At 48.6% G+C, this 15,943-nt stretch carries 20 protein-coding genes; 8 read left to right on the plus strand and 12 right to left on the minus strand.

What is annotated here, in order from left to right; translation table 11 throughout:
* The 5 genes from ACY2RQ_RS17095 to ACY2RQ_RS17115 all read left to right on the plus strand — a co-directional run.
* The coding region (locus ACY2RQ_RS17095) for a KTSC domain-containing protein (RefSeq protein ID WP_490114208.1) at positions 1-1,005 on the plus strand (1,005 nt) is incomplete at its 5' end.
* A 34-nt stretch (positions 1,006-1,039) separates the two neighbouring features.
* Positions 1,040-1,522 (plus strand): hypothetical protein, encoded by a 483-nt coding sequence (locus ACY2RQ_RS17100; RefSeq protein WP_490114209.1) that lies wholly within the window; start codon positions 1,040-1,042, stop codon positions 1,520-1,522.
* A 734-nt stretch (positions 1,523-2,256) separates the two neighbouring features.
* Positions 2,257-2,397 carry a hypothetical protein gene (locus ACY2RQ_RS17105; protein WP_490114210.1) on the plus strand — a complete coding sequence of 47 codons (141 nt, stop codon included), beginning with the start codon at positions 2,257-2,259 and terminating at the stop codon, positions 2,395-2,397.
* Between the two features lie 3 nt (positions 2,398-2,400).
* Positions 2,401-2,643, plus strand: a complete 243-nt coding sequence (locus tag ACY2RQ_RS17110) for a KTSC domain-containing protein (RefSeq protein ID WP_490114211.1) — start codon at positions 2,401-2,403, stop codon at positions 2,641-2,643.
* Positions 2,621-3,103, plus strand: a complete 483-nt coding sequence (locus ACY2RQ_RS17115; protein ID WP_490114212.1) for a hypothetical protein — start codon at positions 2,621-2,623, stop codon at positions 3,101-3,103. Before ACY2RQ_RS17110 ends, ACY2RQ_RS17115 begins: the two co-directional genes overlap by 23 nt.
* 312 nt (positions 3,104-3,415) lie before the next feature.
* Here the strand turns inward: ACY2RQ_RS17115 and ACY2RQ_RS17120 are convergent, their stop codons facing one another.
* The 7 genes from ACY2RQ_RS17120 to ACY2RQ_RS17150 all read right to left on the minus strand — a co-directional run bounded on the left by ACY2RQ_RS17120 (position 3,416) and on the right by ACY2RQ_RS17150 (position 9,386).
* A complete protein-coding gene (locus ACY2RQ_RS17120; RefSeq protein ID WP_490114213.1) occupies positions 3,416-3,808 on the minus strand; it encodes a pilin in 393 nt (130 codons plus the stop codon).
* 111 nt (positions 3,809-3,919) lie between these two features.
* Positions 3,920-4,411: a pilin gene (locus ACY2RQ_RS17125; protein WP_490114214.1), complete on the minus strand. Its 492-nt coding sequence runs from the start codon at positions 4,409-4,411 to the stop codon at positions 3,920-3,922.
* 224 nt (positions 4,412-4,635) lie between these two features.
* Positions 4,636-4,971, minus strand: coding sequence for a nucleotidyltransferase domain-containing protein (locus ACY2RQ_RS17130; RefSeq protein WP_490114215.1), 336 nt, complete (start codon positions 4,969-4,971; stop codon positions 4,636-4,638).
* Entirely contained in the window at positions 4,964-5,392 is a 429-nt protein-coding gene (locus ACY2RQ_RS17135; protein ID WP_490114216.1) for a nucleotidyltransferase substrate binding protein, read from the minus strand. Before ACY2RQ_RS17135 ends, ACY2RQ_RS17130 begins: the two co-directional genes overlap by 8 nt.
* 138 nt (positions 5,393-5,530) lie before the next feature.
* On the minus strand, positions 5,531-6,880 hold the full coding sequence (locus tag ACY2RQ_RS17140) for a DUF1329 domain-containing protein (RefSeq protein ID WP_490114217.1): 1,350 nt from the start codon (positions 6,878-6,880) through the stop codon (positions 5,531-5,533).
* 14 nt (positions 6,881-6,894) lie between these two features.
* Positions 6,895-8,700 carry a DUF1302 domain-containing protein gene (locus tag ACY2RQ_RS17145; protein ID WP_490114218.1) on the minus strand — a complete coding sequence of 602 codons (1,806 nt, stop codon included), beginning with the start codon at positions 8,698-8,700 and terminating at the stop codon, positions 6,895-6,897.
* Positions 8,701-8,921: 221 nt separating this feature from the next.
* Complete coding sequence (locus ACY2RQ_RS17150) at positions 8,922-9,386, minus strand: tRNA (cytidine(34)-2'-O)-methyltransferase (protein WP_490114219.1); 465 nt, start codon at positions 9,384-9,386, stop codon at positions 8,922-8,924.
* A 150-nt stretch (positions 9,387-9,536) separates the two neighbouring features.
* Between ACY2RQ_RS17150 and ACY2RQ_RS17155 the strand changes: the two genes are divergently transcribed.
* Positions 9,537-9,926: a hypothetical protein gene (locus tag ACY2RQ_RS17155; RefSeq protein WP_490114220.1), complete on the plus strand. Its 390-nt coding sequence runs from the start codon at positions 9,537-9,539 to the stop codon at positions 9,924-9,926.
* 73 nt (positions 9,927-9,999) lie between these two features.
* On the plus strand, positions 10,000-10,734 hold the full coding sequence (locus tag ACY2RQ_RS17160) for a fimbrial biogenesis chaperone (RefSeq protein WP_490114221.1): 735 nt from the start codon (positions 10,000-10,002) through the stop codon (positions 10,732-10,734).
* Between the two features lie 66 nt (positions 10,735-10,800).
* Here ACY2RQ_RS17160 and ACY2RQ_RS17165 read toward each other — a convergent pair whose 3' ends face one another.
* Together ACY2RQ_RS17165 and ACY2RQ_RS17170 are read right to left on the minus strand one after the other, a co-directional pair.
* Positions 10,801-11,241: a hypothetical protein gene (locus ACY2RQ_RS17165; RefSeq protein WP_490114222.1), complete on the minus strand. Its 441-nt coding sequence runs from the start codon at positions 11,239-11,241 to the stop codon at positions 10,801-10,803.
* A 5-nt stretch (positions 11,242-11,246) separates the two neighbouring features.
* Positions 11,247-11,531 (minus strand): hypothetical protein, encoded by a 285-nt coding sequence (locus ACY2RQ_RS17170; RefSeq protein WP_490114223.1) that lies wholly within the window; start codon positions 11,529-11,531, stop codon positions 11,247-11,249.
* A 28-nt stretch (positions 11,532-11,559) separates the two neighbouring features.
* Between ACY2RQ_RS17170 and ACY2RQ_RS17175 the strand changes: the two genes are divergently transcribed.
* Positions 11,560-12,288, plus strand: coding sequence for an isochorismatase family protein (locus ACY2RQ_RS17175; RefSeq protein WP_490114224.1), 729 nt, complete (start codon positions 11,560-11,562; stop codon positions 12,286-12,288).
* Positions 12,289-12,368: 80 nt separating this feature from the next.
* Here the strand turns inward: ACY2RQ_RS17175 and ACY2RQ_RS17180 are convergent, their stop codons facing one another.
* The 3 genes from ACY2RQ_RS17180 to ACY2RQ_RS17190 all read right to left on the minus strand — a co-directional run bounded on the left by ACY2RQ_RS17180 (position 12,369) and on the right by ACY2RQ_RS17190 (position 15,903).
* Positions 12,369-12,710 (minus strand): hypothetical protein, encoded by a 342-nt coding sequence (locus ACY2RQ_RS17180; RefSeq protein WP_490114225.1) that lies wholly within the window; start codon positions 12,708-12,710, stop codon positions 12,369-12,371.
* Positions 12,711-12,811: 101 nt separating this feature from the next.
* Positions 12,812-15,337, minus strand: coding sequence for a TcfC E-set like domain-containing protein (locus ACY2RQ_RS17185; protein ID WP_490114226.1), 2,526 nt, complete (start codon positions 15,335-15,337; stop codon positions 12,812-12,814).
* 20 nt (positions 15,338-15,357) lie between these two features.
* Positions 15,358-15,903: a hypothetical protein gene (locus tag ACY2RQ_RS17190; protein ID WP_490114227.1), complete on the minus strand. Its 546-nt coding sequence runs from the start codon at positions 15,901-15,903 to the stop codon at positions 15,358-15,360.
* Positions 15,904-15,943 lie beyond the last annotated feature (40 nt).

Consider the following 15,943-nt stretch of genomic DNA (forward strand, 5'->3'; position numbering starts at 1 on the left):
AGGATGTTGTTAGTTGCACTAACAGTGGCAGGTGTTTCCACCAAAACCACCGCCAGCTGTGAGCAGCGTGTTGATAATATAGAATCTCATTACATCAACGGTATGTTTACTGACTTCAGTGAATATCAAGCCAATAAAATAGTCATCCAACAATTTCTGAATACCCATCTGGCCAGTGATGGTTTTTCAACAAGGGTGGATGGATCGTATAACGATGATGAATTCTTTTTGTTTCAGGTTTTCGAAGTCGCCCGCCAAAAAGCGGAAGATGGCGCAAGCGAGGCGATCATCCAGTTCCTGAACAACGACCCGGGATATCTGGGGTCCGTCACCACCGAAGCCCAGGTGAAGGATTTTTTAAACGCTGTCAATACAGTTTATACAGTTACCCTGGCCGAACAGGATACAAAGAAGGCCATCGCCAATGTGAAAGACCTTCTGGACACCTGCAGCCGGGCTATTTTGATCACCCATTCCCAGGGAAACTTTTATGGTAATACTGTGATCAACGCCATCTACGCGAGTTACACCTTCCCTAACGGCTACAGTATCGCAAGTTACCCTATACTGGGGATGATGCAGATTGCCTCCCCTGTCTATACCCCGGGAGGTGCCATTGGCCATCTGCACCCCGGTATCATAGGCCATCTGACCAATAATAATGACCTTATTATGTCGATGGTACGTGGGGTATTGGGATCCGTGCCCGCAAACTATTCCGGCCCCGGTAATCCAGAAGATTCCACCGGTCATGGACTGGAAGCGTCCTACTTGGCACCAGGCGGTCAGGGCGCGGAAATAGCGTCACAGATGCGGAGTATCGCACAAAACCTGACCCCCTATCTCATGCATGCACAACATCAAGCCTCATCATCTGCTCTCAATGGTTTTGGTTACTCCGCCATCAACCAGCTCCTGGATATTGAGTTTTCCAGCGGCAGCGTGTATCGCTACAGCAACGTCAGCCTGCCAACCCGAAACGGGCTGGAAAGCGCAGAATCTTAAGGCCGTTATTTTAATACTTACATCAGGAACAATTATGCTTTTGAACGCATTCAGTAGTCGAACATGGGCAGCTCTGCTCTGCCTGTTAACCCTGCTGGCCATACCTTTACCCGCCTTAGCGCTTCTAAACCCCTCTATGGCGAAGATCAAAGAGTGCCATAAACCCTTCACCCTGCGGGTTTCAGAGCTGCGAACCATCTCCCCTGAGGAGCTGGGCAGGAAGTTTTTTATCATTATCTTTGACCCAAGCTCCGACTCCGTGGACGCCTGGATGCTCAAAAAGAACGAACTGACGGGCTTTATTTCCATAGGCCCGCTCGACAGAACATCACCTCAGCTGTCAGACAATGGGGTTTTGAGGTTTACCGGGGATATGTACAAACGGCACTCCAGTGTGCCTGAACGTTTTTTCGCCGGTTCCCGGGATAAACTCTTTTATGACGTGATCTTCGAGGGACAGCATTACCTGATTTACCAGGGATATCTGAAAGCTCCTGTAGACAACCGTTGCCATTGAGCCCTCTAACGGCCATTAAACCCACAGGAATCACTCTGATAAAGAAGAGTTCCGCCCTGCCGAACAGCTTTCACCTGAATGGCGATGATATTCCCCGTGATGGACACTCTTGACGTTCGGCTAATTGTTCCCCTTGTTTTATTTTGCTCTTGGTGACGGAGCAGTTTTTGTTTTCTCAGTAAATGAGGGTGTTTTGGATGGGACCAATCAATGGGTGTCCTTTATTTTTTCACAACCGTTGCCATTGAGTTCTTTAGCGGCCATCAAACCCACAGGAATCACTTCGGCAAAGAAGAGCTCCGCCCTACCGAACAGCTTTCACCTGAATGGCGATGATATTCCCCGTGATGGACACTCTGACTAATCAATGGGTGTCCTTTATTTTTTTGAGCCCTCTAACGGCCATCAAACCCACAGGAATCACTTCGGCAAAAAAGAGCTCCGCCCTGCCGAACAGCTTTCACCTGAATGGCGATGATATTCCCCGTTGTGGACACTCTTGACGTTCGGCTAATTGTTCCCCTTGTTTTATTTTGCTCTTGGTGACGGAGCAGTTTTTGTTTTCTCAGTAAATGAGGGTGTTTTGGATGGGACTAATCAATGGGTGTCCTTTATTTTTTAATCTGAAAGCTCCTGTAGACAACCGTTGCCATTGAGCCCTCTAACGGCCATCAAACCCACAGGAATCACTTCGGCAAAAAAGAACTCCGCCCTGCCGAACAGCTTTCACCTGAATGGCGATGATATTCTCCGTGATGGACACTCTGACTAATCAATGGGTGTCCTTTATTTCCTCGGCAAAGAAGAGCTCCGCCCTGCCGAACAGCTTTCACCTGAATGGCGATGATATTCCTCGTGATGGACACTCTGACTAATCAATGGGTGTCCTTTATTTTCATTATCCCATGCATGCACAACAGAGCGTCTCATCATCCGCTCTTAATGGTTTTGGTTACTCTGCGATCAACCATCTTCTTGATATTGAGTTTGCCAGCGGCAGTGTATATCGCTATAGCAACGTCAGCCTGTCAACCCGAAACGGGTTGGAAAGCGCCGAATCACAGGGCCGTTATTTTAATACTTACATCAGGAACAATTATGCTTTTGAACGCATTCAGTAGTCGAACATGGGCAGCTCTGCTCTGCCTGTTAACCCTGCTGGCCATACCTTTACCCGCCTTAGCGCTTCTAAACCCCTCTATGGCGAAGATCAAAGAGTGCCATAAACCCTTCACCCTGCGGGTTTCAGAGCTGCGAACCATCTCCCCTGAGGAGCTGGGCAGGAAGTTTTTTATCATTATCTTTGACCCAGGCTCCGACTCCGTGGACGCCTGGATGCTCAAAAAGAACGAACTGACGGGCTTTATTTCCATAGGCCCGCTCGACAGAACATCACCTCAGCTGTCAGACAATGGGGTTCTGAGGTTTACCGGGGATATGTACAAACGGCACTCCAGTGTGCCTGAACGTTTTTTCGCCGGTTCCCGGGATAAACTCTTTTATGACGTGATCTTCGAGGGACAGCATTACCTGATTTACCAGGGATATCTGAAAGCTCCTGTAGACAACCGTTGCCATTGAGCCCTCTAACGGCCATCAAACCCACAGGAATCACTTCGGCAAAAAAGAGCTCCGCCCTGCCGAACAGCTTTCACCTGAATGGCGATGATATTCCCCGTTGTGGACACTCTTGCCGTTCGGCTAATTGTTCCCCTTGTTTTATTTTGCTCTTGGTGACGGAGCAGTTCTTGTTTTCTCAGTAAATGAGGGTGTTTTGGATGGGACTAATCAATGGGTGTCCTTTATTTTTTATTATGGACACTCTGACTAATCAATGGGTGTCCTTTATTTTCACCCACAGATATCCCTGAAGAGCCTTATTTTTTTATTCTTTTAGCGGCAATATCTTCTTACATAGGCATCGGTTACTGATGTTGTGCAGCTCCATCCTAATAGGTTCCAGGTCAGGGTAATTGTTCCACGAGCCTTATAAGGGGCAGATAGAATGGAACATATCATACTATTGCTGTTTGCGCTGAAAGCGCAGTGTGATGTTGGATTTCTATTCATTGCTCTGGTAATGGCTAGGGTGGTGGTTTCTCCATGGGCTATATCCGTATCAACACGGAGGCTATGCTGGGATAGGTCAGTCAATGCAGCATTAAATTTGGTGTAGGCCATATAGTTTTGGTAGCTGGGGATTGCAATCGCAGCCAGCAAACCAACAATAGCAATTGTTATTATTAACTCTATCAGGGTAAATCCCGCGCCTTGAGGCTTTGTCATTATTATTCGATCCTTTTAAAGCCAAGTGCATCGTCAAGCGAATGAAACCACTTTTCTTCAGGTGATAAAAAAGCCGGCAAGCCGGCTTTTTTATCACCTGAACTTTTACCCTTAATAAGAGCTTACAGGCGAGCAACCTTGGCCGACAAAATCAGAGTCAATATTGGTTTGGCAAGTCCAGTTACCATTCTCGGCACGAATGAGACGAACACTGTTATTGATGACAGCCGCGTTGCCTGTGGTGAAGGTAAACTCAACATAGCCTGCACCATTATTACTATCTGTGAAGGCAATAGTGCCATTTGAAGGCTGAACTACTCCCAAATCCTGGGGACGTTCGCCACGAAGGAAAAGGACAGGCGGAGTGGCAGAGGGGTCCGCGGCTCGCTCGGCGGTACTTCCATCAGGAAACTCTCCGAAGTTAAGCACATAATCTTCTAAAGACGTTCTGTTAGCAGTCAGACTGGCAACAGCAGATGCTACATTGGAGCGCCCTACATAATTCTGATACTGCGGAATAGCCACTGCCGCCAAAATACCAATAATCGCCACTACGATCATCAATTCAATAAGGGTAAAACCACCCTGGTTACGCTTTTCCATATTCATACCTTTCTGTCTGTTATTAATTTATTAATGGAATCTGTCCGCCTTATACCAATCAAGTACCATGCCAGTTTCGTGAAGTTCACTACAAATACCTGAATATGGGAACCACAGGGGCGGGGATACCCGTTCAACGACAATGAGCGTGTAATTTAGTAACACTTTTTTCGCAGAACATGCCCTGCTGCGTCACACCACACGTTCAAATAAACCCGTCCCACTTAACTTGCCATATAAAAAACAACCCCAACACGCTCTATATGCTCTGTTAGGTTGGAGTTATCAATCTCGGAAAGAATGGCCAGGTCGAAAGAGTAAGGCAGCAGCAAATCATCAAGAGCCTCATCGATCTGACGCAAAATCTCAAGATCCAGTTGTTCACCTTCTGCATGCAAAAGGGCAAGATCAATATCCGACCCTTTACGATAATTCCCCCTGGCACGGGAGCCATAAAGAATCGCTTGCCCCACCTCAGGAAATGCCCTGAAAACACCACGAATCTTCTGAATGGTTTCATGCTTCAGCCCCCACTGCTGAGGCATTTGGGAATCAGTCACCGGACTGTTCCGCCCAGTTCTGCAACACGCCCCTTAAGGCAACAAAAGCCGGGTAATATCTTTCCAGAATATGACCAGCGATCTCTCGTACAACCTCTTCGCGATAGGTATGGGATGTCAGATTCCGGCTTTTTATCATCTCCATCCACACTTCACCATCGTCCAGTATATCGGCCTTAAACGCTGCACGAGTCGCGTCCCTGGAACCTATAATTTGGCCAACCCCACGATAAACAAGAAAATCTTTTAAGGTATTCCAGGCCAGTTCATGGGTAAATTCAAACCCCTGAATTAACCCCTGCATTTCCAGATCAGACAAAGGCCGGGTCTGAGCCAAATCAACAGCTTCTGTCAGCCTGCTTAATGCACGCTTATAGTTATCAAACCTCTGCAACCAGCGGATATCATCCTGATAGGACATAGAATTGGGAACCTGATCTTTCAATGGCAATGCATTCATTATAAATACGGAAAGGGCTGAAGCCATCAAACAATAGCCACAGCCCTTTCTCAACAACCTTGAGCTGAGAATACGTCAGCTCAAGCATTCACACCACATTCAACGCCCTGCCCGGCGCAATGCCCCCGGCGTAAAGTCACGGCTTCTGGAGCTCACAGAGAAGTCCAGAGGCTTGGTTTCTTCGTTCAGCAGGCCATCTACCAGGTAACGACGGGAGGTCAGGTCATACAGCGTGGTAATGGCGTAGAAAGTCATCTGCGGGTTGCTGTAATACACAGTATGGCCTTCACCCACACGCCACAGGTTACCACGGTTATCGTAGTGATCCGCGTGTACGATCTGCCAGGTGTCCTCATCTATATAGAGAGTGCGCTTGCCATATACATGGCGGCTGCCTTCTTTTACAGTGGCTTCCACAACCCAGACCCGGTGCAGTTCGTAGCGGGTCTGATCCTGATCAATATGGTTCTTCTTGATAAAGTCCTTGTACTTCAGGTTACGGTCGGCCAGTTGATAGCTGTTGTAAGGCACCAGCATCTCTCTCTTGCCAATCAGCTTCCAGTCGTAGCGGTCGGGAGCGCCGTTGAAGATATCCACGTTATCGGAAGTCCGCATACCTTCCGCCGCAAACGCCGGGCCGTCGTAGGCAATGGTGGGGGCACGGCGCACACGACGCTGACCAGCGTTATAACTCCATGCACGACGGGGTTCTTTTACCTGATCGAGAGGTTCGTGAACCAGCAGTACGTTACCGGTCATACGGGCCGGAGCCAGTACTTTGCGGGTAAAATAGAACAGGATGTTATCAGTATCGGCCTTATCGGAATCCACCATATAGTCAGAGAATACCAACTGATCCTGGAAGCGCACCAGGGTGAAATCACCATTAGTCTGAACAGGAGCAGCAGCGGTTATCGCCTGCAGGGAACCGCCCTTGTAGCGGTTCACATGGTTCCAGTACACCTCAACACCACTCTTGGGAATGGGGAAAGGCACACTGCCCACCATACCGGAAAGGCCGTTGCCGTTATTGATCAGGGTTACACCAGTGGCATCCTGTTTAGCACGGTCATAGATAAACTCCGGGTAAGCTGTCGCACGACGGGTTTTGTAAACCGGCATTTTGTAGGTATCCGGAAAGTCCTTCAGCATGCGCTTCTGGCCTTCCGTCAGCAGATCAGCATACTGATCCATGTTTGCTGCTGTTACTGTGAACAGGGGCTTATCATCTTTAAAAGGATTAATTAAAAAGCCATCTTCGCCCTGGGTTACCACAGCCTCGCCATCCCAGGCGGGTATGGTGCCGGCAGCATTACCGGCTTTTTCCGCGCCTACTGGCGTTAAGCTTTTGCCCAGTTCGGCAGCCTCTTCCGGGCTAACCTTGGCCATTGCAAGGCCGGCGCTCAATGTAAGAGCAACAGCGGCGGCCAGTTGTGTTTTTATTTTCATTATTAACAACTCCCTTAGAAGCTCATACCGAAACTGACGGAAGCAAAGTCACGGTCTTTGGCTGTGTTGTATTTACCACCCCAGAACTTGGTGGCGGAAATACTGGCGGTGTATTTGTTCAGATATTCCGCGTTCAGGCCAATATTCAGCGCCTGACGGCCTTCCAGGAAAGTGCCTGTGGCCGATGTACCGTTTACATCATGGGAATAAACGACTTTGGGTGACAGGTTTATACCCGCGATGACATTGGGATAATCCAGCTTGCCGAGGATTTTGTAGCCCCAGGAATCTGTGGTTACAAAACCCTCTTTGGTGCAAACATTCGCAGCAGCCGGATTACAGCCTCCGGGTCTGTCTGAGCCAGCACCATAGGCAAAGGCTCTTCCATAGCGGTTTTTACTCAGGGAAGGCAGTGAGCCGACATGGGAGTAACCAATCTCACCCACAAGCGTCAGACGACTGGCACCAAGCACCTGCTCAATAAAGCGTGTCGCTGTAACCTGTGCCTGAGTCACCTCCAGGCGATCATAACCATTCAGTTCACCCCCTATACCGGCCGCATTGGCTCTTGCCTGCTCAATACCTCCAAACCCAAGGCCTGCCAGCAGATTCTCCACGGAGTTCACCTGTACCGGCTGGTTGGGCCGATAGCTTATCTCCCCTGAAACAGAATAATCCCCAACCTGAGTCGCAAAACTCAAGCCATAGAGACGGATATTCTCAGGATATTCAAAAAAGTAGGTTCCACGAAAACCACTGGGACCTGGAATCTGCGGGTTAATCGGGTTGTAAAAACCACTCAGTATTGGTGTGCGGCTATGGTAGTTAATAAAATAGAAACCAAATTCTGTATCATTCAGTTCGGACGCATAGTAACGGGCTGAAATACCAAACTGGCCGCTGTCTTTTGCATCTTTATCCCTGAGTCGCTGAAGCCTGAACAACCCGGAGCCTATAGGAGAACTTGAGGCAAACTCATCTGAGGGAGTGAAAGCGCCGAATCTCGGCAAACCACCGAATATAGTTGCATAATTACAACCTTTATCCAGAAGGTCTCCACTCGAGAAAAAGGTTCCACAACCATCAACAACGGTTTTTTTCCACTCAAGCTGATAAAAAGCTTCCAGGCTGAGGTTATCGGTAAGTGCCAGATTGGCAAATACCATATTCACCGGCAGCAAACCTTCTTTAATCTCCGCACCAGGGCGACGGAATGCACTCACATCAACAGGGTTAACAACATTAATACCATTGCGGATAAAGGTGCTTTCACCCCAGCTGACGACCTGGCGCCCCAAACGCAGATCAAGCAGTTTGTCACCCAGTTCAAAAGAGCCATAAACATAAGCATCAAGAATTTCCGCGCCAGAGAACTTGGCGGAATCATCAAAATCAGAATCATCCAGACGCTTTGACGTGCGGGAATCACCATAGCCCGTCGGACCATGGCCGTGTTTTACATTCTTTTTCTTCAGGCGGTAGTCATACCAGTATTTACCACGCACAAATGCGCCATAATTCCGGTAATTCAGGTTCAGCTCGTGAACACCTTTGAAAATCTCGGAGAAGGTTTCCCCTTTTTTGAAGTTCAGCTTGCCATCATCGGATGCGCTGCTGTAGCCCTTACCACCGTTAGAAACGGCAATAGTCTTGGAACTGGCATCTTCCAGTGCCCAGCTGGCACCGACAGAGAGTTGGGAATTGAAGGTTCCTTCGAGTTCACCATGGCTGAACTCAATCGCCCCCGCATGTTGAGAAACGGCAAGAGCCACCGTGCCGGCCAGCAATAATGGCCGGACCCCCTTGTGTGTGTTAGGCATGGGTTACCCCTTGTCTTTATTATTTTTATTATTCCGGCGGGTTCCCGGTTATGGTCTGGTACTGCAACCAGCCAGAATTGTTTTGTGAATTTCCCGTACAGTCTGGGAAATTCTGTCAATATCATCCATAAGCAAACGGCACAGGTCAAACATTTACTGACATAAATGCCCTATTAGTTACACAATTCTGGCCAATAGCCCTTTTTTTCTGTTTATGCCTGTTAAATTCCACCGGAAAAGCCCACCTGCCGCCAGGCTTCATAGCTGACAATTGCCACCGCATTGGAAAGGTTCAGGCTGCGGGATGTTTTCACCATGGGAATACGCAGCCGATGCTCTTCCGGGAAACTATTGCGCAGATCATCGGGCAGGCCACTGGTTTCTGAGCCAAACAGCAGAACATCTCCTTCACGGTATTCCAGCTGGTCATGGGGGCGGCTGCCTTTTGTGGTACAGGCAAAAATGCGACGACCTGCCATGGCCTTTTCAAAGGCCAGATAATCCGGATGAACTGTGACATTGGCCAGATCATGATAATCAAGCCCCGCCCTGCGCACCTTTTTTTCATCCAGGTCAAACCCCAATGGCTCTATCAAATGCAGGGCACAGCCGTTATTGGCCACAAGCCTGATGATATTGCCTGTATTTTGAGCGATCCGGGGTTCATAGAGGGCGATATGAAACATAAAGCATCCAGTAGTCATGGCCGTAGCAGTGGAGTTCAACACCAGAGTACGCGATGAGAAGCTGTCTGAAAAATAACGGAAGGATTTTTCTTAATTACAGAAACCACAGGTCGATAGCCCTGCTATCAATGGTTTGCCCTGGATATAACCATGCGTATCACCAGACTTCTTTTCTTTCTGCTTATTTCAGCCCCACTGGGGGCACAGGCGGCGGTTCAGGGCAGCCTTGGCAAAACGTCTACCGGCTCATTCACTATTCGGCTGGTTATTCCACCAAAACTTTCCCTGCAAACCACTGCAACCCCAGACAGCAGAAACGATGGTACAGTCTGCATCTCCAGCCTGGGGGTAAATCATTTCTCCACCTCAGAGCTTCCCCCCCGCAACTCCACGGCCAAACCAGGCAACCGACAGATTCTTACCCTCAACAGTGCAAATAAGAGCAGTCACTGCTTTAAAGACACTGCACCAGTTCTTCCCGCAGGCTCCACCGGCAATTCTTCCCGTTATCCACAAACCATTCTGATTGCTCCTGAGTAATCAACTCTCCTTGAGTCAACGACTGAATCCGGTTATAACCACTGGAGAATTCAGCAGAACAAAAACCAGCATTATGACTGCATCACTTATCAAAAGGCTTTGCCAATTTATTATTTTTACAACCTCACTCATAATTGCACCCTTTGCGACTGCCGGTGTTGCTCTGGACAGGGTGATCGTCTATTTCGATGCGGATAAACTGCCACGGCAGGATATTCTGGTTACCAACCCCGATAAAGAGCCGCTCTATCTGGAAACAGAAATCTTCAAGGTAGAAAAACCCGGAGCCCCCAACGAAGAACGGATAAGAATTACCGATCCGGACAAAATGCAGCTACTGGCTACGCCGGGTAAAAGTATCATCGCCCCCGGCGGTCGGAAAGCCGTTCGCCTGGTAAGCCTTAACCCTGCACCCAGGGTGGAAGAGGTTTATCGCGTTACTTTCCGCCCCGTGGTTGGCGAGCTGGAAGCAACCCAGACGGCGGTCAAAATCCTTGTCGCCTATCAGGTTCTAGCATTTATCCGCCCGGACAACCCATTTTTTGATGTTTCCTCCAAAGTGGAAGGCAAAGAAATCACCTTTACCAACAGCGGCAATATAAATGTGGTTCTTCGCAATGGCCGCTACTGCCTGAATAAAGAAGAAGAAAGCTGCACCAAGCTTAACGACGGCAACCGGATTTACGCAGGCCAGAGCTGGACGCTTAACCTGCCGGAGCAGGCTCTACAGAATAAAGGAAAAGGATTTATCCGCTACGGGCTGTTTAATGGCCGGGATGAAGTTGCCCAGGATTTTGCCCTGAACTGAGATCCAAAAAGCGTGAAAGCGGGGTAAAAGGGGTCCGGGGTAAAAGGGGTCGGAGCCGAATGGCACTTACTTAAGCTTTTTCGGGTGCCCATGCACTCTGATTTTCATCTGCGCCACAAACCTGGGTGTCATGAGTAGCGGGTAAGGTTTTTGCCTTCGCTTTAGCGCCCTGGGCTCAAATCGCCCAGGGCGCTGCCCCACACGACATTGGCCCATAAGCCTAAACACAACTTCGTCTTCTACTCTGCGCTCACTGAGCATCTGGCACACATTCCAAAGCTGCCAGAGTTGGAGTGTGTGTTTAAAGCTGATCTGACGAGGCAGGATATCAGCCATTAATGCAGACTGCTGCATCAATAGACGTATCAGGTTATAAGCCAGAAAGTAAACCTGAATTTCCTTTCTTATCATGTCTGGAGACTTGCAGCTCAAGGGCTCCATGTCCATGGTCGTTTTCATATCCCTGAAATCGACCTCAATCGGCACCACAACCATCAGCGCCACCATGGCGATCATACCAGCGGGTTAGACCCGCCATCTCCAGATTGTGGCAGCGCAACAAAACAGACGGCGCCGTTAATGGGAGTTGCCCCATACTCCGCCCGCATCAGCTGCCTGCCCCGGTACACACAGACAGTCGGCCTGACGTTCAGACGCTCGATACCGCCGTTTTCATCCAGCCACTGCTGGATAGTCTGGCCCTGTCTGGGCTTTGACCGTTCGCAGTCTGAAATGTCATAGGGATTGTTCAGCCACAGCACTCCGCGACGCTGGCTATCCATAGAATGTGATTGCATTTTTTGGGTTATCTTTGAGGAGTTATGCTTGGAAACGAACACCATGAAAACAAGATGGCTGCTGATCTGTGCCATAGCGTTTGCGCCCGCGTCAAAGGCAACTCTTCAAGACACAATCGCTTATATAGAGCAGCTTTTGGCCCAGAAGCGCAAGGTCGCCATATTAGTAATTGATATGCAAAAGGAATTTAAAGGAGATTTTCTTTTGTTTGGAAACAATAAAACTGTAAGAATGCAACGCAGGTTACTGGCACACTTCTGCGACAACCCGTCGATCACATTTGTTGATGTACGATACTCAAGTTCGACAGGAAACCCAGAAGAAGAGGAAGGTATCCAGGAGCTATCTTATATTCTTCAAAGAAACAAAAACTATACATTTTTTTTGAAACGAACAGATGGTGCGTTCAATGCAGACGCTGCCGTATCAGCTCAAAAAGGTCTTCAGGATAATATAGAAGGCCGTCTTGGTGCTTACTTGAGAAAACAAAACATAAAAGATGTCGCAATGATTGGTTGCTATGATCAATATTGTATAAAAGAATCGGCCGAAGGTGCGTCAGCAGAAGGGTTCGAAGTACACGTAGACGAAGACCTCAATATATATTACAGCCTCGAAGATAAAGAAGCAGGTTTGACACCATATGATGTTAAAACGAAATTTGCAGATTCATGGACGGAACTGAACAGAAAATACCCAAACCTTCACCTTGTAAAAAAGGATTCATCGTTTCTTCCTCCTGAATGCACTCAGTAACCTACTGCTTTTGTGATTTTAAAAGGTACCGATAATATTTCGACTTCGTCCAGCCATTGCGCTCAGCATCCACCAGCAATTCACACACGCAGCCAGCCTTCTTTATCGTGAATATGTCGTGAAGCAATCTGCTCCGGCAATGCCGCTGTTTCCGGGTGCTCAGTTTTTCTGACCCAGTTTTTCAAAAACACACAGGCCTCCTCCGGAGAAGAAAACATTCTGCTCTTCAGATAAAAAACGCCGTGCTGTGACCCTATATTCATGGCCATAAAACAGCTCTGATCCTCATTCTCCCATAACTCTTCAGCGGCTTCTGCAAACAGATATCCCTGCTTACACAGGTTCTTGATCAACCTGTGACAATCAAAGGACGTTTCCTGAATGGATCTGCCGTCAAGATACGACTTTGAAATCCTTGCCACATCAAGCCTGATGCCACCTCTTTTTATAAAGGTTTTTAAGCTCATGCTTGGGCGTGGTCTTGGGACATAATACTCGACCCCTTTTACGCGCTTTTACGTTTTTACTCCTTCTGCCCCACGGCCAGCTGCCCTTCAAAAACAGGCTGACAGTCGGCATCAGAAAGATTCACCGTTCCCAACCGCAGAATATTATCCACCCGCTCTTCCGGCAGTGGTACTTCACATAGCCAGCCATTATCCAGTTCTACCCGGATAGATTCCGTATTCACCGGCATTTCCACCTGGAACAGGCCATATTCATCTGTTGAAACCGGAGTAATACCACCGGTTATACGTGCTTTGTCGCCGGTCGCACCGTTAAAAATTATGCGTCCAAAGGCCAGCTGCAGGGCCACAGCTTCAACATCAAAGCGCACAACATTCCCGGGATAAAGCGTCACTGTCTGATTTTTCTCATCAAACCGGTAAATCGCTGTACCCGCCGGACGCAGGCCAATGCGGTACTGACGATAAGGGGAAAGGGGAACAAGCGTCGGCTGCCCGACAACGGCATAAGCTACCCGCTGGCCATCCACCAGCACATCAAACCTGTCGCCTTTTCTGCCATCAATGGAAATAACCACCGCACTGTCTGCCCTGTCTTTACCTCCTACAGAGACATAACTGCCATCTGTTATAAGGCTGGTGCTTAGGTTGAGGCTGTAGCTGGTAACCTGGGAACTGTCCGTACGGGTATGACCCAGATAGATATTGGCCGAGCCCCGGTGATCACTGTAACGTAACTGCCCGTCAATACGCTCCTCGCCGGAACCCAGGCTTAACCCGCCGCTCAAGCGCATATCACCATCCAGCAGGTCACCATCGGTCCAGTCAGTAAAAAATCTGGCTTTCTGTTTACGCTGTGTACGCTGTTGTGTCGTCTGGTTTTTCCGCCATTCTACCGTGGGTGAAGCCCGGAAATTCCAACGCTCCTGCCTGTAACGCAGATTCAATGAAAACAATGCCACCTGATTATCACCCGACTGACTCCAGGAAATCTCCGTATCCAGATCATAATCATTGGTACGCCATAGCTGTCTGCGCCAGCTAACAGTGTGGTTCTCAGTATTATTTTCTTGTCGTTTATTAGAGCTGTATCGGTAGCTGGCACTGCCGCCAATAAACGGGAAATTCAGGGAGCTGCTGAACTGCTCAAAATCCTCTCCCAGCAGCGCCAGGTTATTACTGTTGTCTGGCTGGGATTCTGACGGAAGTGGCTGTGAACTCTTCTTCCATAACCTTCGGTAATTTCCATTAAGGGAAATACCCCAAAACCGGCTGCCAATATCAAAACCAGCGCCATGGGCTCCATTCTTATCAATCATGGCATAGGGTGATATATCCCAATTTTCCCCCAGATAGAATAAATCAGCCTCCAGCAAGGCTTCATCATTATCCGCCGCCATCGCTAAAGTACCAGACAGAGTATCCGCTAACCTGCGGCCCACACCCGCACGGACAAGATTATGGTCAGTTGTCCGTGGCAATGGTCTGCCGGCGGTACGTTCAAGAATATTGCCGGCCTCGGCAAACCACTCCCACTCACCGGGAGCAGGCAGATTATTCTGTTTGGCGAAAAAACGGGTCTCATTGCTGATCTGGTTGCCCAGGTCATCGATTACACGGATTTCCAGATCATATGCGCCATCAGGCAGGCCTGATGTGTTCAGCTGATGATTACCAGCCTCAAAAAACTCCGAACCCAGCAGTTTTCCATCCCGCCGCAGTTCAACACGACCACGGACCGGCAAAAACACATCCAGGGGAGTACCACCGGTAAACGCAGTGTCCAGACGGGTGCTATCGGATGTTGCTACACGAGCACCCAGCAGGGTACGGTCAGGGCTGAAATTAAAACCAAACCCTCTGCTGGAAACAATACCTCCCTGCCAGGCCAAGCCTTCAAATTCCCGCTGAGCGTAGAGCCTGTCGATGGTAAACTTCTTTTTCTTTGTGTAATCCCAGCGAGCATAGAGGTTGTTTTCTTTCCACGACAGAAGACTTGTGCCGTTAATTGTATAATCGGAGTTTGAGTTCCGATTACTGCCGCCACCGCTGCGGGTTGTTCCGGTATTGCCGCTGGCAGCAACTGAGAAATTCTGCAGAAATGCGATATCGCCATCTGAAGGCGGCAAATAACGTTGAATACTTACCTGCTGTGTTTTCAGATAATTGCGATTAATAAAAATATCCAACCGGAAACGGCTTTCATCAAAGATAACTCCGATAACTTCCGGGTTTAATCGACCACAGTTCCGGGTTTGCCTGGGCGGACATATATCCTGGGGATGACTATCCAGCTCTCCGGTCATTAAACGGGTAAGCAATTCCGGGTCGGTAATATCGGAGACACGGCGGATGATCTGCCCGGGGTTACTGAGTTTTACAGAGGCAGGGGTATAGATCACCATCTGGGAGGTAATATAGCGATCCCCGTAGTATATATCTGCCAGGGATCGCTGAGGACGGGATATTGACTCAAAGCCTGACGGCACTTTGTTGTTTGCAATAAACACCTGTGCAAAAACAACAGGCACTTTTAGCAACAGCAATACCGGGATAATCCTTAGCCAAAGTACCGCAGCCATAAAAACGTTTGAAAACTGCTTCAGTTTGGTGTGACAGTCAAGGTAACTACATCTTTATATGTACCCTGAATCACATTAGTTGCATTAACCCCCGCAGTATTCACAACAATTTCAAGGTTCTCACCTGAACTACAGGCAGCCGTAGGAGCCTTCATCGTACCCAGCTCAGCCCTTGTAGCCGTAACAGCTCCCGTTACACTCACAGACTTGGTTACCGGAGAGCCAGTACCAAGCTTTAGTTTCAGGTCGTATGGAATGACATTAGTTCCGGATTTGAGGTTGAAACTACCACCCGCGTCATTAGAGCCTGCGACATTAATACTTACACCTGTGGAACCGCTCGTATAAAGGCAGCCTTCCACAACTTCAGTAGCATCCGCACCCAGAGTGGTTATTGTTACATTCTCTAAACCCCATACCCGTGCTTCCAGGGGCTTAATATACTGAATGTCAAATTTACCTTTAGACGGATTGCCAAGGCTCCCCTGCTCCAGTGCAGCTGAAGCTGCATAAGAAACACCCATCATGGCTACAAACGCTACTGTTTTACAGGACAGTTTTCTCATTTTCTTATCTCTTCCATTTATGGTCTTTGTTATTTAATAA

Source organism: Parendozoicomonas sp. 209JJ7-1 (assembly GCF_058147085.1).